Here is a 26,363-nt window from a genome sequence, read left to right as displayed (position 1 = left end):
CCCGTGGCCTCCGACGCTACCGTTGGCGGGTGATCCGATGGCGCAAAGGCACGGTTGTCAAGATACGCCGCGAATGGCCCGGAGCGGTCGAACTCGACGTCACGATCGACGACGGCGAAGCCCGCGCCCTGGCCTATCCGGCGCTGGTGGGACGGCCCCACCCGGGCGACGTCGTGCTGCTGAACACGACGGCGCTCGCGATGGGGCTTGGCACCGGAGGGTACGCGATGGTGGTGGCGGTACCCGACCGTTTCCCGCCCGATCCGTCCGGTCCAGGCCATCTGGTCAAGGCACGCTACACCCCGCTGCAGGCCACGGTGCTCGGCGCGGACGAGCAGGACTCCGCGCACCACGAGGTCCTGCGCGACGCCGAGTCGGTCGGCGGCATGCCGGTCGTCGTCGCCGACCTGCACTCGGCGCTGCCGGCGATCATCGCGGGACTGCACCTGGACCGCCCCGGCACCCGCGTCGTCTACGTCATGCCGGACGGCGGCGCGCTGCCCGCCTGGTTCTCCCGGACGATCGCGGCGCTGCGCGAGGCCGGGGCGCTGGCCGCGACGGTGACCGTCGGCCAGGCGTTCGGCGGGGACCTGGAGGCCGTGACCCTGCACACCGGCCTGCTCGCCGCGCGGCTGGTGCTGGACGCCGAGGTGGCGATCGTCGCGCAGGGCCCCGGCAACCTCGGCACGGGCACGCGGTGGGGCTTCTCGGGCGTGTCGGCGGGTGAAGCGGTGAACGCCGCCGCCGTCCTGGAGGGCCGCCCCGTCGCGTCCCTGCGGGTCAGCGAGGCGGACGCCCGCGAGCGCCACCGAGGGATCTCCCACCACAGCCTGACCGCCTACGGCCGCGTCGCGCTGGCCCGGGCTCAGGTGGTCGTGCCGGATCTGCCGGGCGCGTTCGGGGACCGGGTGCGGGCCGAGGCGAAGCCGCTCGGCGAGCGGCACGAGCTCGTCACCGTGCCCGTGGACGGCCTCGACGAAGCGGTGCGCGACTCGCCGGTGCGGGTGTCGACCATGGGCCGGGGCCTGGACGAGGACCGCGCGGGGTTCCTGGCCGTCGCCGCCGCCGGCCGCCATGTCGCAAATCTCCTAAGGTGACGCCTTTACGGCATAGATCCTAAGTCGAGAATCGCCCAAGCCGCACGGAAATGTCCTTCTCATTACCGTTTGATTGTTTTACCGGTACAGCACCGGAGGATGCTGGAAGTCGAAGGCCATATCTCAGGAGAGGAGCATATCTCTACCGGCCTTCCCGCTTTTCCGGCAGCGAGGAGAACACCGTGCCCAGCAGGATCAACGCCTCTGTCGGCCTGGCGGCGATCGCCACGACGGCCGGCACGCTCTTCATGACCTCGCCCGCGTCCGCCCAGAGCATCGCGGCACCGACGCACGTCAGCGCCGTCGCGGCCCAGGTGAGCGCGAGCGCGCCGTACGGCGACGGCTGGTGGTGGCGCCACCGCCACTTCCGGCACCATCGCCACTTCCGTCACCACGGCTTCTTCTTCCCGCGTCACCACTTCCGGCACTTCGGAGGCTTCCACGAATTCGGCTTCCGCCCTGGCGGCTTCCACGATGCGGGCTTCCGCGACGACGGTTTCGGCGACGGCGGTTTCGGCGGCTTCGACGGGAATGCAAACCGTAACGTCAATGTGGTGTCCAACAATTTCGGGATCAGTAACGCGAACACCAACGTCGCGGTCTCCCATGGATGGTGAAACGGCAACAGAGCACAAAGACGCCGGAGCATGCGCTCCGGCGTCTGCCGCACGGCCGGGCCGTCACATCGGGATTTCCGTGATGGCCTTTACGCTGTAGATCACATTTCGACGAGGTGGCCGACCGGGTCGTACATCTGCCGGAACGTGAACGCCGCCGGGCCGGGACCGTCACGGCGCACCCGCTCGAGCCGCTCCCGCGCCTCCTCCACCGCCGGGATCCGGCCCGCCGGAACCCACCACAGCACGATGTACGGCTCCGCCATGCGCAGGGACCACTCGCGGCGCCGCCGCAGCACGTCGAGGTGGGCCGACCGGTAGGCGAAGTCCCACAGCGCCTCCCGCGACTCCCACACCGACATGTTGATGATCACATCGTCCCCGTAGGGCCGGATGCTCGTCGCGTCGTCGGCCTCGCCGTCGGTCAGCCGCCAGACGAACCCCGGCGCCGAGTCGGCCAGGGCGTTGATGGGCTTGAAGAGGCTCAGGAACTCGGCCATCGCCGGAGCGTCGAGGGGCGCGCGGAGCCGGGCCACGTTGAGCTGGGCCAGGTGGTGGTCGGTCATGGTCGCCAGCAGACCATCGCTCGGCAATCTATGTCAACTGTCATTATTTTTAGAAGCCAGCACCACACAGCACTCCCCCGGCCGCGGATCCATGCGCGCCGCCATCCCCGTCGGCCCCAGGCCCTCCAGGAGGCCCTCCAGCAGCGCCAGGTTCATTCCGCAGACGAGAGGCGGGAACTCCACCGCCAGCGCGTGGAACGGGCAGTTGCGCAGGCGCACCTGCTCGCCCTCGCGGTACGGCTCATAGCCCCGGGCCGCCAGCGCGCCCTCCACCCGGTCGCCCATCTCGTTCCCGGCCCCGTCCGGAGCCGCGCCCGCGCCGTTCTCAGCCGGTCCGTCGGCGTGCGCGGTCCAGGCAGCCCCATCGGCTCGTACGGTCCCGGCAGCTCCTTCGGCATGTGCGGTCCCGGCAGCCCCAGCGGCTCGTACCGCCTCGGCGGTCCCTTCGGCGTGCGTGGCCCCGGTGGCCCTTTCGGCTCGTACGGTCTCGGGCCGTGCGGCTCCGGCGGACCGGCCGTGGGCCCGCGCCAGCCGCTCCAGGACCTCCTCGCCGCCGACCGTCTCCACGACCTCGGCGAGCAACTCGGCCGCGGCGCGATAGTCGCGCGGCGGCACGCTCACCACCCGCTCCGCCGCCGAACGCCGGTACAGCTTCGCAGGGCGTCCGGCCCCCGGGCCGGTGCGCCCGGCGGGCCGTCGGTAGATCGCCTCCAGCAGACCCACGTCGGTCAGCCGGTCGAGGTGAAAGGCGGCCAGGGTGCGCTGGATGCCGGCGGCGTCCGCGGCCTCCGCCCGGCCCACCTCGTGATCCTGCCCGGCCACGTACTCGTAGAGCCTGCGGCGTACCGGGTCCTGCAGGGCCGCGATGGCCTCGACGTCGTCCACACGCCGAGTCTAAGGACGGCGCGGAACACTCCCGCCCATCGGACGGCGACGGCCGGCGTCCTTGCCCGGCAGGTCAGTACGCCGCGAGGACGTCGATGACGAAGGCCAGGGTGTCGTTCTTCTTGATCCCGGAGGCGGCGTGTCCCGTCGCGCCGTACCCGTCCTTCGAGGGGATGACGACGAGCACGCGGCTGCCGACCCGCTGCCCGACCACCGCGCGGTCCCAGCCGCTGATCATCTGACCGGCTCCGGCCACCACCGAGTCCGGGCGTCCCCGGCCCCGCGAGTCCTCGAACACCTTGCCCGTCCGCCAGACCTGCCCGAGATCGTGGAAGACGACGAGCTGGTGCGCCTGCACCGGCGGACCGCTCCCCTGGATGATCGTCCGGACCCGCAGCCGCCCCGGCGGCGCCGTCGACGGGATCTTCATCCTCGGCGTCGCCCCCGGCGTCACCTGCGGCATCGCCGGGTCGTTCTGCAACTGCGGCTGACCCTGCGCGCTCGCGCCGTTGTGATATGTCGCGATCACGTCGAGCACGAAGACCATGGAGTCGTTCGCACCGATCTGCCACGGCGCGTACCCGCCCGCGCCGTAACCCTGGTTCGGCGGGATGACCGCCAGCACCCGGCCGCCCGGCCGCTGGCCCTCGAGGGCCTTGTTCAGGCCGGTGACCAGGCGGCCGTACGGGAACATCGCCGGCCGCCCGGCGTCGTAGCTGCTGGCGACCAGCTTGTGGTCGCCGCCGTTCCAGCGGTACCCGACGTAGTTGGCGACCACGAGGTCGCCGTCGGCCACCTCCGGGCCCTTGCCCTTGCGCAGCGTCTCGACCTTCAGCTTCCCCGACGGTGACGACCCTGGGATCGTCACCGTCGGCTGCCGGCCCACGACGCCGGCGACCTTCAGCCCGTCGGGCAGGTCGCCCCCACTGCACGCCGTGACGGCGGCGAGGGGGAGCACCGCCAGCGCGGCCACCCGCCGCATGCGTGAACCTCCGGACACCGGGCGATCAGTACGAGCCGAGAATGTCGACGACGAACACCAGCGTGTCGGTGCCCTTGATGCCACCCTGCGGGGAGCCCTGCTTGCCGTATCCGTCGCTCGGAGGCACCACGAGCAGGACCCGGCTGCCGGCCTTCTGGCCGACCAGGCCGGTGTCCCAGCCCGGGATGACCTGCTTGACGCCGATCGGGAACGACGCCGGCGCGCCGCGCTTCCAGGACGAGTCGAAGACCTGCCCGTTGCGCCACAGCACGCCGTGGTACTGCGCGATCAGCGTCTGCCCCTTCTGCACCACCGGGCCGTTGCCCTGGATCAAGGTCTTGACCTGGAGCTTGTCGGGAGCGCCCGTGGACGGGATCTTGACCGTCGGCGCGGCGCCGGCCGCCCCGGCGGTCACCGTCGGCAGCTTCGGATCGTCGACCTTCTGCGGCGTGCCCTGCGCCGACGCGGTCTTGCCGTAGGCGTTGAGCACGTCGACCGCCACGACCAGGTCGTCATCCTTGGCGAGCTGCAGCGACTGGGCGATCTGCTGACCGACCTCCCCGTACGGGAGGGTCATCACCAGCCGGGTGCCCGCCTTGCGGCCGACCAGCGCCTTGTCGAGCGGGGAGAGCCCGGTCAGCTGGCCCGACTGGCCGATGATCGGCTGCTTCTTGCTGTAGGTGTTCAGCTGTTCCTTGCCGCCGCCCTTGGCCGCCCACTTGTAGGCGACCAGCTGGGCGACCACGAGGTCGCCGTTGGCCACGGTCGCACCCGAGCCGCGGACGACCTCCTTGACCTGCCTCTTGACGGGTGCCTTGTCCCCGGGGGCCTTCAGGGAGAGCGCCTTGCCGAACGCCCCCGTCACCTTGACCGACGGCGGCGGGAGGGTCTCGTACCAGACCGCCGCGCCGGTCGCCAGCCCGACGAGCACCACGGCGGCCGTCACGAACAGGATCCTGCGCCGCTTCGCCTGCGCGCGGGTGCCCGAGCGCGGCGCGCCACGGCCCTTGGCGCCCAGCGCGTGCGGCTGGAAATCCGTCTGGGTGATCTCCTTGGCCGCCGGAATCTTCAGCTTGATCGGGTCCGGATGCGCGAACCGGCTCTTCGGCTCGTCGTCCGCGTCGTCCTCGCCCGAGCCGGCCTCGGCGTCGGTGTCGGTGTCGGTCGCCTCGGAGCCGGAGGCGGCATCCTCGGCGTCCTCAGCGGCCTCCTCGGACTCGCCCACGGTGTCCTGCGGCTCCTCGGTCTCCGCGCGCGTGTCCTCCGTCTCGGGCCGCTCGGCGGCTCCGGGCTCGCCGCCCGCCGGGGCGTCCGCCGCCGAGGCGTCCACCCCCTCGGCGTCCTGCGGCTCGTCCGTACGCGTCTGCGCGCGGCCTTTGACTTCAGACATCTTCTCCACCGTTCGCGGGTCGACGACTATCGCGACAGGGCCCCCACCCTGTCAGCGGGCATCTAAAGGTAGCGTGAGATCGCCCTACATTCCCGCGATCAGCTTGTCGACGCGGTCATCGACCGACCGGAATGGGTCCTTGCACAGCACCGTCCGCTGTGCCTGGTCGTTCAGCTTCAGGTGCACCCAGTCGACCGTGAAGTCCCGCCGCTTCTCCTGCGCCTTGCGGATGAACTCCCCGCGCAGCCGCGCCCGCGTCGTCTGCGGCGGCACCGACTTGGCCTGGAAGATGTCCAGGTCCCGGGCCACCCGCTCGACGGCGCCCTTGCGCTCCAGCAGGTAGTACAGGCCGCGGCCGCGGTGCACGTCGTGGTACGCGAGGTCGAGCTGTGCCACCCGCGGCGAGCTCAGCGGCAGGTCGTACTTGCGCCGATACCGCTCGATGAGCTGGAACTTCGTCACCCAGTCGATCTCGCGGGCGACCAGGTCCAGATCACCCGTCTCGACCGCGCGCACGGTCCGCTCCCACAGATCGAGCACCCGCAGCACCACCGGATCCGCGCCGCGCCGGTCGATGAACTCCCGCGCCTTGTCGAGGTACTCCTTCTGGATCTCCAGCGAGCTGGCCTCCCGGCCGTTGGCCAGGCGCACCTTCCGCCGGCCGGTCATGTCGTGGCTGACCTCCCGGATCGCCCGGATGGGGTTCTCCAGCGTCAGGTCGCGCATCACGACCCCGGCCTCGACCATGCGCAGCACGAGGTCCGTCGCGCCGACCTTGAGCAGCATCGTCGTCTCGCTCATGTTCGAGTCGCCGACGATGACGTGCAGCCGGCGGAACCGCTCCGCGTCCGCATGCGGCTCGTCCCGGGTGTTGATGATCGGCCGCGACCGCGTCGTCGCCGACGACACGCCCTCCCAGATGTGCTCGGCGCGCTGGCTCACGCAGTACACCGCGCCCCGGGGAGTCTGCAGCACCTTGCCGGCGCCGCAGATGATCTGGCGGGTGACGAGGAACGGGATCAGTACGTCGGCCAGGCGGCCGAACTCGCCGTGCCGCCCGACCAGGTAGTTCTCGTGGCAGCCATAGGAGTTGCCAGCCGAATCGGTGTTGTTCTTGAACAGGTAGATGTCACCCGCGATGCCCTCCTCGCGGAGACGCCGCTCGGCGTCGACCAGCAGACCCTCCAGGATCCGCTCCCCCGCCTTGTCGTGTACGACGAGCTCGTCGACGCTGTCACACTCGGGCGTCGCGTACTCAGGATGACTGCCGACATCGAGGTACAGCCGTGCCCCGTTGCGCAGGAACACGTTGCTGCTACGGCCCCACGACACAACCCTGCGGAACAGGTACCGCGCCACCTCATCAGGTGACAACCGCCGCTGCCCTCGGAAGGTGCACGTTACGCCGTACTCGTTCTCCAACCCGAAGATGCGCCTATCCACATCCGCAAGGCTATGCGTCCGAAGGCCGCCGACGGTAGAGATCGCGGAGCGGATGACGTGACGGTTGTGTCGGCCCCCACCCGGCGGCGGGCGCTCGGCGGGCTCGACGGCGGGCCGGAGCACCGCCTGCAGGGCCGTGACCAGGCACAATGGTGATCACCACCGGTCATGGCCTTTACGTTGTAGATCAATAAATTGAGAACGCCCGCCGTGCCCCGGAAGGCACGACGGGCACCATCACGTCACTCCGCGGCGGTGTCCCCCGCCTCAGAACCCGACTCATCCTGCGGCTCGGCGGACTCCGCCTCCTCCAGCAGCGCCCGGATCCGCGCCGCCGGCAACCGCCGGAACAGCCGGTGCGTCCGGTTCCGGTCCAGCACCGCGACCTCCAGCTGCTCCGCCTGCAGGTGCCGGTCGGCGTCCTGCCGCTCCAGCGCCCGCACGCCCAGCCGAAGCGCCCGCGCCAGCGGCTGCCCCTCCTCGAAGTGCTCCTGCAGCGCCGCCGCGACCTGGTCGGCCTGCCCGCCCATCGCGACGTAACCGCGCTCATCCGCGACCGACCCGTCGAAGGTCAGCCGGTAGATCTGGTCCGAGGCCGCGTCCTCACCCAGCTCCGCGACGACCAGCTCCACCTCGTACGGCTTGTTCATCTCGGTGAACACCGTGCCCAGCGTCGTCGCGTACGCGTTCGCCAGGCCCCGCGCGGTCACGTCACGGCGGTCGTACATGTACCCGTTGACGTCGGCGTAGCGCACACCGGCCTGACGGAGGTTCTCGAACTCGTTGTACTTGCCGACCGCGGCGAACGCCATCCGGTCGTAGATCTCGCTGATCTTGTGCAGCGCACGGGACGGATTGTCGGCCACGAACAGGATGCCGTCGTCGTACTGCAGCACGACGACGCTACGGCCGCGCGCGATGCCCTTACGCGCGTAGTCGGCCTTGTCCTTCATCTGCTGTTCGGGCGACACGTAGAACGGCATGGACACCGGTGGCGTTCCTTACTACTCGTTCAGTACTCGATCGCGGACGTTACAGGAGCGGAGCCGACGGCCCGCCGGGCGATTGCATCCGCCCCTCGACGACCCGCTCCGCCAGACCACCGACCTCCTCGTCCGGCACCCGCCGGAACCCGTCGGAGGTGACCACGGCGACCACCGGGAAGATGCGGCGCGCCAGGTCCGGACCGCCGGTGGCCGAATCGTCGTCCGCCGCGTCGTACAGCGCCTGAAGGGAGGCGATCACCGCGTCCTCCTCCTCCAGGTCCCCCCGGAACAGCTTCTTCAGCGCACCCTTGGCGAACACCGACCCCGAGCCGATGCTGTAGAACTCGTGCTCCTCATAGCGCCCGCCGGCCGGGTCGTAGCTGAAGATCCGGCCCTGGTCCCGGTCCTCGTCGTAGCCGGCGAACAACGGCACGACCACCAGCCCCTGCAGAGCCATGCCGAGGTTGCCCCGGACCATCGTGGCCAGCCGGTTGGCCTTGCCCTCCAGCGAGAGCGTACGGCCCTCCATCTTCTCGTAGTGCTCCAGCTCGACCTGGAACAGGCGCACCACCTCGAGGCCGATGCCCGCGGTGCCCGCGATCGCGACGACGGAGTACTCGTCGGCGCGGTAGACCTTCTCGATGTCCCGCTGAGCGATCACATTGCCCGCAGTCGCCCGCCGGTCGCCCGCCATCACGACACCGCCCGGGAACGTGATCGCGACGATCGTCGTGCCGTGCGGGATCTGATCCCCGGCCGACACCCCCGCCGGAAGCTCACGCGACCCCGGCAGCAGCCCCGGCGAGTACGACGACAGGAACTCGGTGAACGACGGGGGGCCCTGGCTCATGAACGCGCCCGGCAGACGCCCCGGCGCGGAACCTTGCGACGTCACACGACTCCTTCCAAAGGCAACGGATGCGATGCGCCTCCGCAACTCAGACCCTACTGTCACTGCGACGTCAGGCGCATTCCGCGTGATCCCTGCCCCCGTCCGCCCAGGGCGAACCCGACCGCCTCAGTCAGCGGCCGTCAACACATACTCCGGCGCCCCCAGCGGCTCCCGCGGCAACACCTCAAGATCGGGAAACCCCGGATCACTCAGGTCCAGCGGGGGAAACCGCAACTCCGTCGGCTCCGCACTCGCGACCATCACATCGGTCTCCCAAGGGGCGTCCGAGGCCCCTCGGATCCGCGCGTCGAGCACCGCGAAATCCCTGTCCGGCCAGTCGTCCCCCACCGGCCGGCGGGATCGGCGGACCTCTGCGACCTCGAGCGTTCCGTCGCTCCTGGGCCGGAGACCGATGAGCCCTCCCGTGAGGTACTCGATCGCGCGTCTCAGTATCCACGGGTCGTCTTTGAACTGCCCCAGGGCAACATTGCAGTTGAAGCAGAGGACCCCACGCCGCTCACCGGTGACGTGATCGTGGTCCACGTGCTCCGCTGCCGCCTTCATGCAGATGAGACAGACGCCGCCTTGCTCCGAGATCAGGCGCTGCACGTCTTCAGGAGTCAGCTGATGCGTCTTTTTGAGATAGTCACGAGCGCTCCGCGCATTCTTGCACTCACGACAATAAGAGTTATAACCATCCCGGCTGCGCCTGTTCCGCCCCCACTCCTCCAGAGGCCTGACCTTCTCGCAGCCGGGGCACCACTTGTGGCCCTCCGGCGCCTCGACTCGCTCTCGAACCGTCTTGCCCTGCCGCTCTCGCCGCTTCCGGTAGGTGTCCTTCTCCCGCCGAGAGACGCAGTCACGACAGTAGAAGCCGAGGCCGTCCGGACGCTTGACATTACGCCGGAACTCAGATGCAGGCTTTTCTAACCCACAGTCCGGGCACGTCTTGGTGGCGGGAATAAATTCGGACATATCCTATCATTCCCCGCCTTTCTGTACGTAGCTACGAACGAACTCTTCTGCGTTCTCTTCTAGTACTTCGTCGATTTCGTCCAGAATTGCGTCGACGTCGTCGGTCAGTTTCTCCTGGCGTTCCTGGACGTCCTCGCTGGGCGCGGCCTGGGTCTCGTCGACCTCTTCCTCGCGCCGGGTCGTCTGCTTCTGACCGCCGGTGTCCCTCGTTGCCATGAGTGATCCTCCCGTTCGTGCCGAGACCTTGACTCTATCGTCGCCCGCCGACATGGAGTGGATCACGCACCGTGTGCCACGCCGATCGACGGTTGGTCTTCTGACGCCGTTATCGCCGGTGGCGATCTCCGCGAAACGGGCATAGCCGTCACAACTGTGCAGCGATCACAGCCGCCACCCGCTCAAACGCCCGCCCGCACGCGGTCCTAGGAGGGCGTACGGGCGGGCGTGCGGGTCATTCGCCGGTGAGGGCCGTCACGAGGTCGGCGGCGGTGCGGCAGCGGTCCAGGAGCGTCCCGACGTGCGCCTTGGTGCCGCGCAGCGGCTCGAGAGTCGGGACCCGCTGCAGCGACTCCCGGCCGGGCACGTCGAAGATGACCGAGTCCCAGGACGCCGCCGCGACGGAGTCGGCGTACTGCCGCAGGCACCGGCCCCGGAAGTAGGCCCGGGTGTCCTCCGGCGGGTTCTCGATCGCCGCCTCGATGTCGGCGTCCGAGATGATGCGCTCCATGCGCCCACGGGCCGCGAGACGGTTGTACAGGCCGCGCTCGGCGCGGACGTCGGAGTACTGCAGGTCGACCAGCTGCAGGCGCGGGTGGGACCAGTCGAGCCCGTCGCGGCTGCGGTAGCCCTCGAGGAGCTCGAGCTTGGCGACCCAGTCCAGCTCGCGGGACAGCTGCATCGGGTCCTCGCCGAGCCGCTGCAGGACCGACTCCCAGCGGGCGAGGATGTCGGTGGTCAGGTCGTCGACGTCGCTGCCGAAGCGGTCCTCGACGTACTTGCGGGACTGCTCGAGGTACTCCATCTGCAACTGGACGGCGGTCATCTTGCGGCCGTCGCGCAGCGTGAGCAGGTGCTTGCAGCTCGGGTCGTGGGAGATCGCCCGCAGGGTGGCGACCGGCATGTCCACCGACAGGTCGACGGTGAGGAAGCCGTCCTCGATCATCGCGAGGACCAGGCCCGTCGTGCCGAGCTTGAGGTAGGTGGAGACCTCGCTCATGTTCGCGTCGCCGATGATGACGTGCAGCCGGCGGTACTTCTCCGGGTCGGCGTGCGGCTCGTCACGGGTGTTGATGATGGGGCGCTTGAGGGTGGTCTCGAGGCCGACCTCGACCTCGAAGAAGTCGGCCCGCTGGCTGATCTGGAAGCCATCGCCACGGCCGTCCACGCCGATGCCGACCCGGCCGGCGCCGCAGACCACCTGCCGGGTGACGAAGAACGGCGTGAGGTGCCGGACGATGTCGGAGAACGGGGTCTCCCGGCGCATGAGGTAGTTCTCGTGGCAGCCGTAGGAGGCACCCTTGTTGTCGGTGTTGTTCTTGTAAAGCTGGATGGGGTGGGTGCCCGGCACCCGGGCGGCCCGGGCGGCGGCGTCGGCCATGACGCGCTCTCCGGCCTTGTCCCAGATCACGGCGTCCCGGGGGTTGGTGCACTCGGGCGTGGAGTACTCCGGGTGGGCGTGGTCGACGTAGAGGCGGGCCCCGTTGGTCAGGATGACGTTGGCCAGCCCGAGATCCTCGTCGGTGAGCTGGGAGGGGTCGGCGACCTCCCGCGCCAGGTCGAAGCCGCGGGCGTCGCGGAGGGGGTTCTCCTCCTCGAAGTCCCACCGCGCCCGCCTGGCCTTCGCCGCCGATGCCGCGAGGTAGGCGTTGACGACCTGCGAGGAGGTCACCATCGCGTTGGCCCCTGGCTGACCGGGCACGGAAATGCCGTACTCGGTCTCGATACCCATCACCCGCCGCACGCTCATAGGTCTGAGCCTAATGCGCCATGGCCGTGGTCCCGCGCGGCGCGGCGGGATCGTGATGCGAAACGCGTCGTGAGAGCAGGCCGGGGATGCCCGCAAACGGTCACCACAGGCCCGCTGGGGACGGCGGACGGGCCGGGGCGGAAAGGTGTCACGGGCGGCGTGACGGGGCCGTGGGCGTGCCCGACGCGGCCGGGTGCGGCCTCACCCGCCGTAGCGCTGCCGGGTGCGGTCCCGGGCACGAGGCGGCCCGGCACGGCGCTGTCCGGGGCCGTACGGGTGCCGGAAATGCCGCGTGGCGGCCGGAACGGGTGTTCCGGCCGCCACGGGGTGGTGCTGGGTCAGAGGTACTGCCCGGTGTTCGCGACGGTGTCGATCGAACGCCCGGCCTCCGTGCCCTGCTTTCCGGAGACGAGGGTGCGGATGTACACGATCCGCTCGCCCTTCTTCCCGGAGATGCGGGCCCAGTCGTCGGGGTTGGTGGTGTTGGGCAGGTCCTCGTTCTCGCTGAACTCGTCGACGCAGGCGGCGAGAAGGTGAGTGACCCGCATGCCCTTCTGACCGTGGTCGAGGAAGTCCTTGATGGCCATCTTCTTGGCCCGGTCGACGATGTTCTGGATCATCGCGCCGGAGTTGAAGTCCTTGAAGTACAGGACCTCCTTGTCACCGTTGGCGTAGGTGACCTCCAGGAAGCGGTTCTCCTCGGTCTCGCTGTACATCCGCTCGACGACCCGCTGGATCATCGCGTCGACGGTGGCGTCCGCCGAGTTGCCGTGCTCCTTCAGGTCGTCGGGGTGGAGCGGCAGGCCGGTGAGGATGTACTTGGAGAAGATGTCCTTGGCCGCTTCGGCGTCGGGACGCTCGATCTTGATCTTCACGTCGAGACGGCCGGGGCGGAGGATCGCCGGGTCGATCATGTCCTCCCGGTTGGAGGCGCCGATGACGATGACGTTCTCCAGGCCCTCGACACCGTCGATCTCCGACAGCAGCTGGGGGACGATGGTGTTCTCGACGTCGGATGAGACACCGGATCCGCGGGTGCGGAAGATGGAGTCCATCTCATCGAAGAACACGATCACGGGGGTTCCCGCGGAGGCCTTCTCGCGGGCCCGCTGGAAGACGAGGCGGATGTGCCGCTCGGTCTCACCGACGTACTTGTTGAGCAGCTCGGGGCCCTTGATGTTGAGGAAGAAGCTCTTCCCCTCGGCTCCGGTCTTCTCGGCGACCTGCTTGGCGAGGGAGTTGGCGACCGCCTTGGCGATGAGGGTCTTGCCGCAGCCGGGCGGGCCGTACAGCAGGACTCCCTTCGGGGGACGGAGCTGGTGCTCGCGGAACAGGTCGGCGTGGAGGTAGGGCAGCTCGACGGCGTCGCGGATCTGTTCGATCTGCGGTCCGAGCCCGCCGATCTCCTGGTAGGAGATGTCGGGGACCTCTTCGAGGACGAGCTCCTCGACCTCCGCCTTGTGGATCTTCTCGTAGGCGTATCCGGATCGGGTGTCGAGCATGAGCGAGTCGCCGGCGCGCAGGGCCACTCCGCGCAGGGGCTCGGCCAGCTTGACGACACGTTCTTCGTCGGCGTGGGCGATCACGAGGGCGCGTTCGCCGTCTTCGAAGGCCTCCTTCAGCATGACGACCTCGCCCTGCGTCTCGAACTCGAGCGCGGCGACGACATTGAGCGCCTCGTTGAGCATGACCTCCTGGCCACGCTGCAACTCGTCGATCTCAATGCCCGGACTGACGTTCACCCGCAGCTTGCGTCCGCCGGTGAAGATGTCGACCGTGCCGTCCTCGCGCGCGGCGAGGAACGTTCCGAAGGCCGACGGTGGCTGCGCGAGCCGGTCGACCTCCTCCTTCAGGGCGATGATCTGCTCTCGGGCTTCCTTGAGAGTCGCCACGAGACGTTCGTTCTGGCCCGTAACAGCGGCCAGGCTTGCCTGCGCCTCGTGAAGGCGCTCTTCGAGTACACGAACTTGTCGGGGGGACTCCGCGAGCTTGCGGCGCAGCACGGAGATCTCCTCCTCCAGGAAGGAGACCTGCGTCTGGAGGTCGCGGACCTCCTTTTCGTGCTGCGCCTTACGCGCCCCGGCATCGTCACGAGCGGCCACGCTCGTCACCTCCTCAGGCAGAGACGACGACCTATCTGAAACCCTACCTATCCCGAGCGCTTCCGTAACCTGGCCCGTGGGTACTCGTGTCGTGGCGTGGGAACCATGTTCTGGATGAAGTGGCAGGTCTGAGAGCTGAAGGACCTGCGGTGGAAGCCCCCGGTCTAGGACAAAAAGATCGCTTCGGGGGCCGAACGGCGCAAGTCCTCGCGTTCGGACAGGGCCGTTCGTGGTGGAGAGATTCTCGTCACTCTCCGGACAGATCGGGTTCGGCGGCGGGTTCCCGGGGCGTCGTCTCGCTGTCGGCGTAGGCGCCCTTGGCGGGGCGGCGGCGGCGCGCCGGGGGGCGTACGCCGTCGGCGAGGCGCCGCGCGGTGGCGAGGAATCCGGTGTGGCCGACCATGCGGTGGTCGGGGCGGACGGCGAGGCCTTCGACGTGCCAGGAGCGGACGAGGGTCTCGAAGGCGTACGGCTCGGCGAAGGTGCCGTGCTCGCGGAGGGCCTCGACGACGCGGGAGAGCTGGGTGGTGGTGGCGACGTAGGCGCAGACCATGCCGCCGGGGACGAGGGCCTTGGCGACGGCGTCGAGGCATTCCCAGGGGGCGAGCATGTCGAGGACGACGCGGTCGACGTCGGTGTCGGCGAGGACGTCCTCGAGGGAGCCGACGGTGAGGCTCCAGGCGGGGTGCGGGCCGCCGAAGTAGCCCTCGACGTTGGCGCGGGCGATGTCGGCGAAGTCGGCGCGGCGCTCGTAGGAGGAGACGTGGCCGTGCTCGCCGACGGCGCGCAGGAGCCAGCAGGTGAGGGCTCCGGAGCCGACGCCGGCCTCGACGACGCGGGCGCCGGGGAAGATGTCGGCGGCGGCGAGGATCTGGGCGGCGTCCTTGGGGTAGACGACGGCGGCGCCGCGCGGCATGCGCAGAGTGTGGTCCGAGAGGAGGGGGCGGAAGGCGAGGTACTCGGTGCCGCCGGAGGAGCGGAAGACGGTGCCTTCGGGGCTGCCGATGATCTCGTCGTGCGGGATGGAGCCCTTGTGGCTGTGGTAGAGCTTGCCGGCCTGGAGGGTGATGGTGTTGATGCGACCCTTGGGGTCGGTGAGCTGAACCCGGTCGCCGGGACGGAACGGTCCGTGCGGGACCTTGGGCATGCGGGAACCGGCGATGGAGGGTTCGGTCATGTTCTAAGGCTACGGCCTCGCGACCGTACGGCTGACGTCCTCGGTGGCGAGCACGCCGTACATCTCCCCGGTGGGTTCGACGAGGAGATATTCGGTGGCGGGGGCGCGCTGGATGGCGGCGAGGAGGTCCTCGCCGGCGGTGTCGGCGGGCAGGATGAGATCGGGGTCGAGGGTGCGGGTGACCGCGGAGGCGTCGACCCAGGGGCGGCGGTGTTCGGGGGTGGCGTTGACGGCGCTCTCGCTGATGATGCCGATCGGGGCGCCGTCCGGTCCGACGACGACGATGGCGCCGGCGCGGGCCTCGCGGGCGCGGCGGATGGCCTCGGCGAGGGGCAGGTCCTGGGGGACGCGGACGGCGCGGCGGGCGAGGGCGCGGGCGTTGAGGAGGGGGATGCGCTCGCGCAGTTCGGCGACGCGGATGGCCTCGCCGGCGCCCATCCAGATGAAGGAGGCGACGAGGGCGCCCCACAGCACGGTGAGCCAGTGGTTGCCGCCGGTGACGGACATGGCGGCGCTGGCGGCGAGGACGGCGATGGCGACGCCCCGGCCGATCCAGCCGGCCGTGACGGTGGCGGTGCGCTGCCTGCCGGTGATCTTCCACACGCCGGCGCGGACGATGCGGCCTCCGTCGAGGGGCAGCCCGGGCAGGAGGTTGAAGACGCCGACGATGAGGTTGGCGACGGTGAGCGCTTCGAGGAGCAGCTCGCCGACCGGGGGCAGGGTGGCGAGGTGGAGGGCGGCGAAGCCGCCGGCGGCCAGGGCGAGGGACAGGATCGGGCCGGCGGCCGCGACGGCGAACTCACGGCCGGGCGTGCGGGGCTCGCGTTCGATCTCGGAGACGCCGCCGAGGATGTGGAGCGTGATGGCGCGCACGGGGAGGCCGAATCTCCGGGCGACGACGGAGTGGCTGAGCTCGTGCACGAGCACGGACGCGTACAGCAGCACGGCGTAGGCGAAGGCGACGAGGAAGCTCTCCGGCCGGTCGACGATGCGCAGCGCGGTGGGCTCGAACATCACCGTGATGATGATCGCGACGATGAACCAGGTCGGCGAGACGTACACCGGAATGCCGAACGGCCGGCCCATGAGGATTCCCGGGCGGGTGGGGCGTTCGCCGTCGCGGGGGGTGCTGTCTGCCACGTTCGGAATGGTACGCGGCGGGTCGTCAAGGCGGCCTAAGCTCGCGGGGCGCGGTTCCGGCCCGATTCTGTCGCGGGTCTCCCCTAGGGTTGCGGGCATGACGGCGATCGAGACCGGCGCGGCCCGTTCGGGCGGCGACGCCAGCGTGATCGGCACGTTGTCCCCGTCGCGGGCGGGTGATTTCATGACGTGCCCGTTGCTGTACCGCTTCCGGGTGATCGACCGGATCCCGGAGCGGCCGAGTCCGGCGGCCGTGCGCGGCACGCTCGTGCACGCGGTGCTGGAGCGGCTGTACGACATCCCGGCGGCGGGGCGGACGCCGGCGGCGGCGCTGGAGCTGCTGGGGCCGGAGTGGGATCGGCTGCTGGCCGAGGAGCCGGAGCTGGCGACCCTCTTCGACGGCGAGGGCGGCGCGGACGACGAGGCGGCCCGCGCGGAGTGGCTGGCGGAGGCGCGGACGATGGTCGAGCGCTACTTCGCGCTGGAGGATCCGCGGCGGCTGGAGCCGGCGAGCCGTGAGCTGTACGTGGAGACGGTCCTGGATTCGGGGCTGCAGCTGCGGGGCTACATCGACCGGCTCGACGTCGCTCCGACCGGCGAGGTGCGGGTCGTCGACTACAAGACGGGCCGGGCGCCGAGCGCGGACTTCGAGGCGCGGGCGCTGTTCCAGATGAAGTTCTACGCGCTGGTGCTGTGGCGGCTGCGCGGCACGGTGCCGCGGCTGCTGCAGCTGATGTATCTCGGCAACGGTGAGATCCTGCGCTACTCCCCGGACGAGGCCGACCTGCGGGCGACCGAGCGGAAGGTCGACGCGCTGTGGCAGGCGATCCGCCGGGCGATGGACTCCGGTGAGTGGCGGCCGCGCAAGAGCCGACTGTGCGACTGGTGCGACCATCAGCAGCGCTGCCCTTCGTTCGGGGGCGAGCCCCCGCCGCTGCCGGCCGCGCCCGCGGGAGCGGCGGCGCTGCGGGACGAGGTGTCCCCACGCGACCCACGCGACGACGTCTGAGGGCCGGAAAACCAGGTGACCGGTGTGCCCTGTCAGGGGCATGATCTGCTGCCATGAGCCGGAACGAGACGTCGCGGCCGGGCGGCCGGTCCGCCCCGGATGTGTACATCTCGGCCGACGTGGAGGCCGACGGCCCGATCCCCGGCCCGTACTCGATGATCAGTTTCGGGCTCACGGTCGCGGGGACGTACGACGGCCGCGCGTTCGTGCGCCGGGATCCGGAGGCGACGACGTTCTACGCCGAGCTGCGGCCGATCAGCGATTCCTACGACGCGGACGCGCTGGCGGTCAGCGGCCTGGATCGTGACCGCCTGATCCGGGAGGGCCGTGACCCGGCGGAGGCGATGTCGGCGGCGGCACGCTGGGTACGGGAGGTCACGGCGGCGGAAGGCGGCAAGGCGGTCTTCGCGGCGTATCCGCTCGGCTTCGACTGGATGTTCCTCTACTGGTATTTCGTGAGGTTCGCCGAGACGGGATCGCCGTTCGGGCACTCGCGTTTCCTGGACCTCAAGACGCTGTACGCCGCCAGGTCCGGGGAGACGGTGACCCGGTCGGTCAAGGGGAGGATGCCGCGTCACCTGCTGTCCCGGCGGCCGCACACGCACAACGCGCTCGACGACGCGATGGAGCAGGCCGAGCTGTTGCAGAACCTGATGGCCTGGAACACCCCGGAGGACGGGTGACCTCCTCCCGCAGGAGGAGACGGGATCCGCGCGCAGGAGGGGACCACATCCGGCCACACGCCCTAACGTGTGGGTGTGTCCGAGCTCATCCGTGGTCGCCGCGCGTGGCTGGAGGCGCATCCGATCATGGCGGATGCGGTGATGTCCGTTCTAATGGCGGCGGCCTTCCTGTCCGCGGCCACGCTTCAGGGAGACGACACCGCGACGGGGACGCGGCCGGACGCCTTCAGCCTCGTGCTGGGCACCATGGCCCTGCTGGCCCTCACGGTGCGGCGGCGGGCCCCGGTCGTGGTGCTGGCGTTCGCGACGGGCGTGTGCCTGGCGCTGACGGCGGCGGGGTACGACATCTCGGCGCCCGCCGTGGCCCTGCTCATCGCCACGTACACGGTCGCGGCGCATCGCGGGCTGGCGACGAGCCTTCCGGCCGGTGCGGCGACGCTGATGGCGTTGATCGGGATGCTGATCTCGCTGGGCGCCGACTTCTGGCCGACGGTGACCAACTCGATCCTGTTCATCGGCGTCTGGTGGCTGGGGCGGAGCCTGCGGCTGCGCCGGGCGTACCTGGACGAGCTCGAGGCCCGGGCGCGGCGTCTGGAACGGGCGCGGGAGGCCGACTCGCGGGCTGCGCGCACGGAGGAGCGTTCGCGCATCGCGCGGGAGTTGCACGACGTGGTGGCCCACCACGTCAGCGTGATGACCGTGCAGGCGGGTGCGGCGCGGCGGATCCTCGAGCGGGATCCGGACGCCGTACGGGACGCGCTGACGACGATCGAGCAGATGGGGCGTACGGCTCTGGGCGAGATGCGGCGTGTGGTGGGGGTCCTGCGGACGGAGGCCGAGCCGGTGCGCGGGGAGCTTTCGCCGCAACCCGGGGTGAGCGACGTCGGCGAGCTGGTGGATCACTTGCGGGAGACGGGGATGCAGGTGCAGCTGTGGATCGAGGGGGAGAGCCGGTCGCTGTCGCCGGGCGTCGACCTCGCGGCGTTCCGGCTGATCCAGGAGGCGCTGACCAATACGCTGAAGCACGCCGGCCCGCAGGCGCGGGCGTGGGTGCGCATTCACTTCACCGACCGCCACCTGACGGTGGAGGTCGAGGACGACGGCCGGGGGCTGGCGGCCGGGCTTGGACAGTCCAACGGCAGCCGTGGGCATGGGCTGGTGGGCATGCGCGAACGCGTCGCCCTTTATGGTGGCGATCTGCGGATCGGGCCACGCTCCGGCGGTGGCTTCGAAGTCCGCGCCCGTTTCCCCTTGGAGGTCTAGGTGACGATCAGGGTGCTCCTCGTCGACGATCAGCCGCTGCTGCGCACCGGCTTCCGGCTCATCCTCGAGGGGGAGCCGGATATCGCGGTGGTCGGCGAGGCGGGCGACGGCGCGCAGGCCGTGGAGCTCACCCGGACGCTCCTGCCGGAGGTGGTCCTCATGGACATCCGGATGCCGGGCGTCGACGGGATCGAGGCGACGCGGCGGATCGTCCGGGAGGGCGCGGCGACGCACGATCCGCGGGTGCTGATCCTGACCACGTTCGACCTGGACGAGTACGTCGTCGAGGCGGTACGGGCGGGGGCCAGCGGGTTCCTGCTGAAGGACGCGCCGCCGGAGGATCTGGTGACCGCGATCCGGATCGTGGCGGCCGGTGACGCGATCGTCGCGCCGAGCGTGACGCGGCGGCTGCTGGACAAGTTCGCGACGCGGCTGCCGGCCGTGCGGGAGACGGCGCCGCCGCGCGGGCTGCGGATGCTCACCGAGCGGGAGCTGGAGGTGCTGCGGCACGTCGCCCGGGGGCTGTCGAACGCGGAGATCGCGGCGGAGCTGGTGGTCAGCGAGACGACGGTGAAGACCCACGTGGGCAACCTTCTCGCCAAGCTGGGGCTGCGCGACCGCGTGCAGGCCGTCGTGTTCGCCTACGAGACGGGCCTCACCCAGCCGGGCCAGGGATAGCCGGCGGGCCGCTTCCCGGGGGCCGCTCCCCTGGGGCCGCTCCCCGAGGTCACTCCTCCGAGAGGGTCTCCTCCCGCAGGAGGAGACGGCCGGATCGCTCCGTCTGGGGGTGGAATCATGCTCCCGTTCGCAGGGCCGACGAAACCGTTCGCGCCGCGTCTTAGTCTCATCTGCGACACCCCCGACATGCGAGCAGGGAGCCTCTTCCGTGACCGATATCCCCTCCCCCGTGACCGGCGGTCCGCCCGGTCCCGTCGTCGCCGCGCCGGCCGCGCGCGCCGAGCGGATCACCAAGGAGTACGGCCGGGGTGACGCGAAGGTCGTCGCGCTGAACGAGGTGTCGGTGGATCTGCCCGCGGGCCGGTTCACCGCGATCATGGGGCCGTCCGGGTCGGGGAAATCGACCCTCATGCACTGCATGGCGGGTCTGGACGCGGTGAGCGCCGGGCGGGTGTTCATCGGGGACGTCGATCTGACCCGGCTGGACGACAAGCGCCTGACGCGGCTGCGGCGGGACCGGATCGGGTTCATCTTCCAGGCGTTCAACCTCGTGCCGACGCTGACGGCGCTGGAGAACATCACGCTGCCGCTGGACATCGCCGGCCGTAAGCCGGACCAGGCGTGGCTGGACACCGTCATCGACACGATCGGGCTGCGTGACCGGCTGAAGCACCGGCCGAGCGAGCTGTCCGGCGGTCAGCAGCAGCGGGTCGCGTGCGCCCGTGCCCTCGTCGGCCGCCCGGAGATCATCTTCGCGGACGAGCCGACCGGCAACCTGGACTCCCGTTCGGGCGCGGAGGTCCTGTCGTTCCTGCGCAACGCGGTGCGGGAGATGGGCCAGACGGTCGTCATGGTGACGCACGACCCGGTGGCCGCGGCCTATTCGGACCTGGTGCTGTTCCTCGCCGACGGGCGCCTCGTCGACCAGATGGCGGATCCGACGGCGGAGAAGGTCCTGGAGCGCATGAAGGGCTTCGAGCTGCCGGGGGTCGGCTCCCGGTGATACTCAAGGTCACCGTGCGCAACCTGGTCGCGCACAAGCTACGCCTGGCGCTGACGGCGTTCGCGGTCGTGCTCGGGGTGGCGTTCGTCGCCGGGACCCTGGTGTTCACCGACACGATGAGCCGCCAGTTCGACCAGCTGTTCTCCAAGACCGGCAAGGGCGTCGCGGTGCAGGTCCGGCCGAAGAAGGTCGTCGACGGCGGGGACGGCGAGAACGGCGCCGAGGCGCCGACGCTCCCCGGGTCCCTGGTGACGACCATCACCAAGGTGCCGGGCGTGGGGCGGGTGCACGGTTCGGTGGGCGGCTTCGCCGCCCTGGTCGGCAAGAACGGCAAGGTGGTCGGCGGGTCCGGGGCGCCGCAGCTGGGCACCGACTGGGACCCGGACAACAAGGACTTCCCGCTGAAGGCGGGACGCGGCCCGACCGGCCCGGGCGAGGTCGCCATCGACGACAAGGCGGCCGCCAAGGCCGGCCTGAAGGTCGGGGATCAGACCCGCGTCATCGTCCAGGGGCCGCCGCAGACCGTCACGGTCGTCGGGGTCGTCGACTCCGGCAACCTCATGGGCGCCACGGTCACGGCCTTCGACCAGCGCACCGCGCAGCGGCTGCTGCTGAAGCCGGGGCGGTTCAGCGACATCACCGTGACCGCGCAGGGCGGCGTCTCCGAGACGGCGCTGCGCGACCGGATCCAGCAGGTGCTGCCGTCGCCGGACTACGAGGCGATCACCGGCACGAAGATGCGCGACGAGAACAAGAGCGAGGTCGGGCGCATCCTCTCGTTCATCCGGACGTTCCTGCTGGTGTTCGCGGTGATCTCGATCTTCGTCGGCGCGTTCATCATCTTCAACACCTTCTCGATGCTCGTGGCCCAGCGCTCCCGCGAGCTGGCGCTGCTGCGCGCCGTGGGCGCCTCGCGCCGGCAGGTCACCCGCGCGGTGCTCGGCGAGGCGATCGGCGTCGGGTTCGTCGGCTCGACGATGGGCCTGGCCGCCGGCGTGGGCCTCGCGCTGCTGCTGCGGCAGCTGTTCAAGGCGCTCGGCGCCGACTTCTCGGGTGGACTGGCCCTCACCTACAAGCCGGTGGTCTGGTCGTACGCGATCGGCATGGTGGTCACGGTCGTGGCGGCCTACTTCCCCGCCCGCCGGGCAGCGAAGATCCCGCCGGTCGCCGCGATGCGCGACGACGTCGCCATGCCTCAGCGGTCGCTGCGGATCCGTGTGCTGATCGGGTCGCTGCTGACCGTCGCCGGCGTCGTGCTCGCCGGGCTCGGGCTCGGCGGGTCGGGGCTGGCGCTGCTGGGCGTGGGCCTGGCGCTGGTCTTCCTCGGCGTGGCGATGCTCGCGCCGGTGATCGCGCGCCCGGTCGTGAAGGTGGTCGGCGCGGTCTACCCACGGCTGTTCCGCACGCCGGGCCGCCTGGCGAAGCAGAACGCCCTGCGCAACCCGCGCCGTACGGCGGCGACCGCGTCGGCGTTGATGATCGGGCTGGCGCTGGTCAGCGGGATCAACGTGATGAGCGCGTCGGCGAAGGCGTCGATCTCCCGGCAGGTCGACAAGAGCTTCGCCGCCGACTACATGGTCTCCGCGACGGCGCGGGCGTTCAGCCCGGCCGAGCCCGCGCAGGCGGTGCGGTCCGTGCCCGGCGTCGAACTGGTCACGGCGCTGTACTCCGGCCGGTTCGCGGTCGGGAAGAAGGCGCAGTCGTTCCTGGCCACCGACCGCCCCGACGACCTGAAGCAGACGGCCAAGCTGTCGCTGGTGTCCGGCTCGACGGAGCTCGGCGACGACGGTCTGCTGGTGGCCGAGCCGACCGCCACCTCCGACCATCTTCAGGTGGGTTCGACGGTCCCCGTCCGCTTCCCCGACGGGAAGACCGCCTCGATACGGGTCGCCGGCGTGTACGCCAAGAATCCGCTCCTGGGTTCGCGGGTGCTGGCGCTGCCGGCGTACCTGGCGCACACGGACCGTCCGACGGGCACCGGCCTGATGATCAAGACGACGAAGGCCGACGCCGCCACGAAGAAGGGCATCGAGCAGGCGCTGAGCGCCTACCCCGACCTGCAGGTGCAGGATCAGTCGGACGTGAAGAAGAGCGTCCAGAAGAGCGTCGACCAGTTCGTGACGCTGCTGACGGTGCTGCTGGCGCTGTCGATCATCATCGCCGGGCTCGGGATCATCAACACCCTGGCGCTGTCGGTGATCGAGCGGACGCGGGAGATCGGGTTGCTGCGGGCCATCGGCACCAGCCGCCGGCAGACGCGCCGGATGATCCGCCTGGAGTCGGTGCTGATCGCGCTGTTCGGCGCGGTGCTCGGCATCGGTATCGGCGTGATCTTCGGGATCGGCGTGCAGCGGGCGGTCAGCGACCAGGGCGTGAACGTCCTGAGCGTGCCGGTCTCCACCCTCATCGGCTACGTCGTCCTGGCGGCGGTCATCGGCGTCCTCGCGGCGCTCTGGCCGGCCTGGCGGGCCTCCCGGATGGACGTGCTGAAGGCGATCGCCTTCGAGTGAGTCCGGGCCGTCCCCCTGACCGCACGGTCAGGGGGACGCCGTCGTCCGGGGACCGGGCCGCAGGCCGAGCGCGGCGTAGTCGTACGTCCCGTAGGCCGGGTGGACGTAGACGCCGGTGAGGGTGTCCGGCCGGTACAGCACGGTCTTCTCGGCGAGGAGGGGCACGAAGGCGGCCGACTCCATGACGGCGCGGTCGGCCTCGGCCCACGCGTCCGCCCGGCGCCGGTCGTCGGAGGTCCCGGCCCCCTCGGTCAGGATCCGGTCGACGTGCGGGTCGCTCAGTTCCATGAGGTTCGGGTTGTTGACCTTCGCGATGGGGCCGGTCAGGGGCCGCAGGAAGGCGTAGCCGGTGGGCCGGTTCGCGGCCCAGGCGTCGATGAGGACGCCGAGGCCGTGCCGGTGGACGTAAGCGGGCGACCCGGCGGTGCTGCCCCACTGGAACGCCGACAGGGTGGTGACCTGCGCGCCGATGCCGACGTCCGCCAGGGACCTTCGCAGGGCCTGGGCGGCGGCGACGTCGCCCGGGCGGTCCCCGCGTACGGCGATGCCCGTGGTGAACCCGCCGGGGCGGCCGCACGCCCGCAGCTCCCGCCGGGCCCGCGCGAGGTCACGGGGGTACGGGTCGGCGGGACGGTACCCGGTGACGGTGGGCGGCAGCACGTTCGTGGCCGGGGCGCCCGCGGCGGGGCCGCCATAGGCGTGCTGGACTGCGGACCGGTCGACGGCGTACTGGACGGCGCGGCGGCAGTGGACGTCACCGAACGGTTCGACGCCGGTCGACAGCGCGGCATAGCGCACCAGCCCGGTCGGCGGGTCGTCCGCCCGTGCTCTCGCCGCGGGCGAGGCGAGGATCGCGGTGCGCGCATCCGGCTGGACCCCGGCACCGGCCAGGTCGGCGTCGAGGGACCCGGCGCGCAGCCGGGAGTCGAGGTCGGCGGCGGCGACCCTCTCGGTCACCTCGATGCGGTCGGGCAGGGCCGCGCGGTTCGGGTCGTCGCGCCAGTGCGGGTTGCGGACGAGCGTGAAGCCCGTGCCGACGTCGTGGCGCGCGAAGCGGTAGGGCCCTGTCGACAGGGGGTGCTTCTCGTAGGCGAGCCGGGTGTCCTTCGCCGGGGGCACGGGCGCGGTCTGCGGACTCGCCGCCAGCTGGTCGAAGTCGAAGTCCGGATGCCGCAGATGGAACACGACCGTACGGTCGTCCGGGGTGGTGACGCCGGTGAAGTGGTCCAGGTCGCGGTCGAGGTAGGGCCCCCAGTAAGTGCCGGCGAGCGCCTCGCGCAGGTCGCGAGGCCCGTGGGTGAGCTGGGCGGTGTAGCCGCTGCGGGCGACGGCGTACTTGACGTCGCGTGCCCGGACGGGGGTGCCGTCCTCGTACGTGAGGCCGCGCCGCAGCCGGTACGTCCAGGTGCGGCCGCCGTCGCTCGGCCGCCCGAGGCTCTCGGCCAGGTCCGGGACGAGGCGCAGGCCCGCCGCTCCGGGCGCCGGCGCGTAGGTGACGAGGGAGCGGGCGTACAGGCGGGCGAGGTCCGCTTCGTAGGCCAGGCCGATGTCGCCGGGGTCGAGAGAGACCGGGGCGTCGGTGACGGCGAGGCGCAGGGTGCCGCCGCGGGCCGTCGACGGGCGTACGACCCGGGACGACGCCTGGTCGTACGACGTGCCGGGGCGCACGGTGCCACGTCCGCCGCCGCAGGCGGCGACGCCGAGCACGAGGAGGACGGCGCAGGCCGCGAATCTACCTCTCACACGTAAATCATTGCAACGAGTGCATGTTTGCACCAAGCGCATGCCGTGAGAGCTTCGCCACCTTCATGAGAAACGCCCGCCCCCGCGCCGTCGGCGGCGCGGGGGCGGGCGTGCGATCCGGTGGCCGCCCTAGTCGGCGAGGCCGGCCTCCTCGGCCGCTTTGGTGACCTTCTCGCCCGCGCCCTCCGGCGCGTTCTCCGGGAAGTGGCAGGCGACGCGATGCCCGGGAAGGATCTCGACGAGCGGCGGCTCGACCTTGCCGCAGATCTCCTGGGCCTTCCAGCACCGCGTGTGGAATCGGCAGGCCGGCGGCGGGTTGAGCGGGCTGGGCACGTCGCCCTGCAGCCGGACGCGCTCGCGGCCCTTGCGCTTGGTCGGGTCGGGGACCGGGACCGCCGACAGCAGCGCGACGGTGTAGGGGTGCATCGGGCTCTCGTACAGGCCCTTGCCGTCGGACATCTCGACCATCTTGCCGAGGTACATCACGCCGACCCGGTCGGAGATGTGGCGCACCACCGACAGGTCGTGGGCGATGACGACGTAGGTGAGGTTGAACTCCTCCTGCAGGTCCTCCAGGAGGTTGACCACCTGCGCCTGGATCGACACGTCGAGCGCGGAGACCGGCTCGTCCGCGACGATGAGCTTGGGCCGCAGGGCGAGGGTGCGGGCGATGCCGATGCGCTGGCGCTGACCGCCGGAGAACTCGTGCGGGTATCGGTTGTAGTGCTCGGGGTTGAGCCCGACGACCTCGAGGAGGTCCTGGACGGCCCGCTTCACGCCGTTCTCGGTCTCGATGCCCTGCAGCCGGAACGGCGCGCCGATGATCGAGCCGACGGTCTTGCGCGGGTTCAGCGACGAGTACGGATCCTGGAAGATCATCTGCAGGTCGCGCCGCAGCGGCCGCATCTTCCCCTGGGAGACGTGGGTGATGTCCTGGCCCTCGAAGATGATCTGGCCGTCCGACGGCTCCAGCAGACGAGTGATCATCCGTCCGGTGGTGGTCTTGCCGCAGCCGGACTCCCCCACCAGGCCGAGCGTCTCGCCCGGCCGCACCGTGAAGTCGATGCCGTCGACCGCCTTGACCGCGCCCACCTGGCGCTTGACCACCGCGCCGCGGGTCACCGGGAAGTGCTTGCGCAGCCCACGGACCTCCAGCAGCGCGTCGCCGTCGTCGGCCGGCCGCTGCTCCGCCACGACCTCGCTGTCGGGTGTAGTCACTGTCTCTCCAGTTCACTCCGGCCCTCGGGCCGGTGCCG

General features: G+C 70.7%; 23 protein-coding genes. 8 read left to right on the top strand and 15 right to left on the bottom strand.

Annotation, left to right across the window (positions count from 1 at the left end):
• Positions 1–29: 29 nt before the first annotated feature.
• Both ACQP2O_RS23540 and ACQP2O_RS23535 read left to right on the top strand, forming a co-directional pair.
• Entirely contained in the window at positions 30–1,097 is a 1,068-nt protein-coding gene (locus tag ACQP2O_RS23540; protein ID WP_433188981.1) for a DUF3866 family protein, read from the top strand.
• A 182-nt stretch (positions 1,098–1,279) separates the two neighbouring features.
• Entirely contained in the window at positions 1,280–1,714 is a 435-nt protein-coding gene (locus tag ACQP2O_RS23535) for a hypothetical protein (RefSeq protein ID WP_433188978.1), read from the top strand.
• A gap of 101 nt (positions 1,715–1,815) precedes the next feature.
• Here the strand turns inward: ACQP2O_RS23535 and ACQP2O_RS23530 are convergent, their stop codons facing one another.
• From ACQP2O_RS23530 to ACQP2O_RS23470, 13 genes are all read right to left on the bottom strand, one after another.
• A complete protein-coding gene (locus ACQP2O_RS23530; protein WP_433188976.1) occupies positions 1,816–2,280 on the bottom strand; it encodes a DUF3291 domain-containing protein in 465 nt (154 codons plus the stop codon).
• A 33-nt stretch (positions 2,281–2,313) separates the two neighbouring features.
• On the bottom strand, positions 2,314–3,165 hold the full coding sequence (locus ACQP2O_RS23525; RefSeq protein ID WP_433188973.1) for a helix-turn-helix transcriptional regulator: 852 nt from the start codon (positions 3,163–3,165) through the stop codon (positions 2,314–2,316).
• A 73-nt stretch (positions 3,166–3,238) separates the two neighbouring features.
• A complete protein-coding gene (locus ACQP2O_RS23520) occupies positions 3,239–4,147 on the bottom strand; it encodes an FKBP-type peptidyl-prolyl cis-trans isomerase (RefSeq protein ID WP_433188970.1) in 909 nt (302 codons plus the stop codon).
• Between the two features lie 25 nt (positions 4,148–4,172).
• The gene (locus ACQP2O_RS23515) at positions 4,173–5,537 is read right to left on the bottom strand and encodes an FKBP-type peptidyl-prolyl cis-trans isomerase (RefSeq protein WP_433188967.1); all 1,365 of its coding nucleotides are present in this window, start codon (positions 5,535–5,537) and stop codon (positions 4,173–4,175) included.
• A gap of 84 nt (positions 5,538–5,621) precedes the next feature.
• Entirely contained in the window at positions 5,622–6,980 is a 1,359-nt protein-coding gene (gene pafA / locus ACQP2O_RS23510) for a Pup--protein ligase (protein ID WP_345436671.1), read from the bottom strand.
• Between the two features lie 242 nt (positions 6,981–7,222).
• Positions 7,223–7,963 carry a proteasome subunit alpha gene (prcA, locus tag ACQP2O_RS23505; protein ID WP_433191134.1) on the bottom strand — a complete coding sequence of 247 codons (741 nt, stop codon included), beginning with the start codon at positions 7,961–7,963 and terminating at the stop codon, positions 7,223–7,225.
• Positions 7,964–8,012: 49 nt separating this feature from the next.
• On the bottom strand, positions 8,013–8,816 hold the full coding sequence (prcB, locus tag ACQP2O_RS23500) for a proteasome subunit beta (protein ID WP_433191132.1): 804 nt from the start codon (positions 8,814–8,816) through the stop codon (positions 8,013–8,015).
• A 168-nt stretch (positions 8,817–8,984) separates the two neighbouring features.
• Positions 8,985–9,833, bottom strand: a complete 849-nt coding sequence (locus ACQP2O_RS23495; RefSeq protein ID WP_433188963.1) for an endonuclease VII domain-containing protein — start codon at positions 9,831–9,833, stop codon at positions 8,985–8,987.
• Between the two features lie 6 nt (positions 9,834–9,839).
• Entirely contained in the window at positions 9,840–10,049 is a 210-nt protein-coding gene (locus ACQP2O_RS23490) for a ubiquitin-like protein Pup (RefSeq protein WP_252844060.1), read from the bottom strand.
• Between the two features lie 235 nt (positions 10,050–10,284).
• The gene (dop, locus tag ACQP2O_RS23485; protein WP_433188959.1) at positions 10,285–11,799 is read right to left on the bottom strand and encodes a depupylase/deamidase Dop; all 1,515 of its coding nucleotides are present in this window, start codon (positions 11,797–11,799) and stop codon (positions 10,285–10,287) included.
• A gap of 338 nt (positions 11,800–12,137) precedes the next feature.
• Complete coding sequence (arc, locus tag ACQP2O_RS23480) at positions 12,138–13,910, bottom strand: proteasome ATPase (RefSeq protein ID WP_433188956.1); 1,773 nt, start codon at positions 13,908–13,910, stop codon at positions 12,138–12,140.
• Positions 13,911–14,148: 238 nt separating this feature from the next.
• A complete protein-coding gene (locus tag ACQP2O_RS23475) occupies positions 14,149–15,078 on the bottom strand; it encodes a tRNA (adenine-N1)-methyltransferase (protein ID WP_433188953.1) in 930 nt (309 codons plus the stop codon).
• 9 nt (positions 15,079–15,087) lie between these two features.
• The gene (locus ACQP2O_RS23470) at positions 15,088–16,218 is read right to left on the bottom strand and encodes a site-2 protease family protein (RefSeq protein ID WP_433188950.1); all 1,131 of its coding nucleotides are present in this window, start codon (positions 16,216–16,218) and stop codon (positions 15,088–15,090) included.
• 97 nt (positions 16,219–16,315) lie between these two features.
• On the opposite strand from ACQP2O_RS23470, the gene ACQP2O_RS23465 reads away from it, so the two are divergent.
• The 6 genes from ACQP2O_RS23465 (at position 16,316) to ACQP2O_RS23440 (ending at position 23,364) form a co-directional block, all read left to right on the top strand.
• Entirely contained in the window at positions 16,316–17,227 is a 912-nt protein-coding gene (locus tag ACQP2O_RS23465) for a RecB family exonuclease (RefSeq protein WP_433188947.1), read from the top strand.
• 53 nt (positions 17,228–17,280) lie between these two features.
• Positions 17,281–17,910, top strand: coding sequence for a 3'-5' exonuclease (locus ACQP2O_RS23460; protein WP_433188944.1), 630 nt, complete (start codon positions 17,281–17,283; stop codon positions 17,908–17,910).
• Between the two features lie 75 nt (positions 17,911–17,985).
• Complete coding sequence (locus tag ACQP2O_RS23455; protein WP_433188941.1) at positions 17,986–19,173, top strand: sensor histidine kinase; 1,188 nt, start codon at positions 17,986–17,988, stop codon at positions 19,171–19,173.
• Positions 19,174–19,851, top strand: coding sequence for a response regulator (locus ACQP2O_RS23450; RefSeq protein ID WP_252783550.1), 678 nt, complete (start codon positions 19,174–19,176; stop codon positions 19,849–19,851).
• A 208-nt stretch (positions 19,852–20,059) separates the two neighbouring features.
• Positions 20,060–20,854: an ABC transporter ATP-binding protein gene (locus ACQP2O_RS23445; RefSeq protein ID WP_433188937.1), complete on the top strand. Its 795-nt coding sequence runs from the start codon at positions 20,060–20,062 to the stop codon at positions 20,852–20,854.
• On the top strand, positions 20,851–23,364 hold the full coding sequence (locus tag ACQP2O_RS23440; RefSeq protein WP_433188934.1) for an ABC transporter permease: 2,514 nt from the start codon (positions 20,851–20,853) through the stop codon (positions 23,362–23,364). The genes ACQP2O_RS23445 and ACQP2O_RS23440 overlap by 4 nt, the downstream gene beginning before the upstream one ends.
• 27 nt (positions 23,365–23,391) lie before the next feature.
• Here ACQP2O_RS23440 and ACQP2O_RS23435 read toward each other — a convergent pair whose 3' ends face one another.
• Positions 23,392–25,107, bottom strand: coding sequence for an ABC transporter substrate-binding protein (locus tag ACQP2O_RS23435; RefSeq protein WP_433188931.1), 1,716 nt, complete (start codon positions 25,105–25,107; stop codon positions 23,392–23,394).
• A gap of 129 nt (positions 25,108–25,236) precedes the next feature.
• A complete protein-coding gene (locus tag ACQP2O_RS23430; protein WP_433188928.1) occupies positions 25,237–26,325 on the bottom strand; it encodes an ABC transporter ATP-binding protein in 1,089 nt (362 codons plus the stop codon).
• Positions 26,326–26,363 lie beyond the last annotated feature (38 nt).

It is taken from the genome of Actinoallomurus sp. CA-150999, from assembly GCF_050942425.1.
GTDB lineage: Bacteria > Actinomycetota > Actinomycetes > Streptosporangiales > Streptosporangiaceae > Actinoallomurus.
Note: the sequence above shows the minus strand (reverse complement) of the source record. Positions and strands in the feature narration are given on the sequence as shown.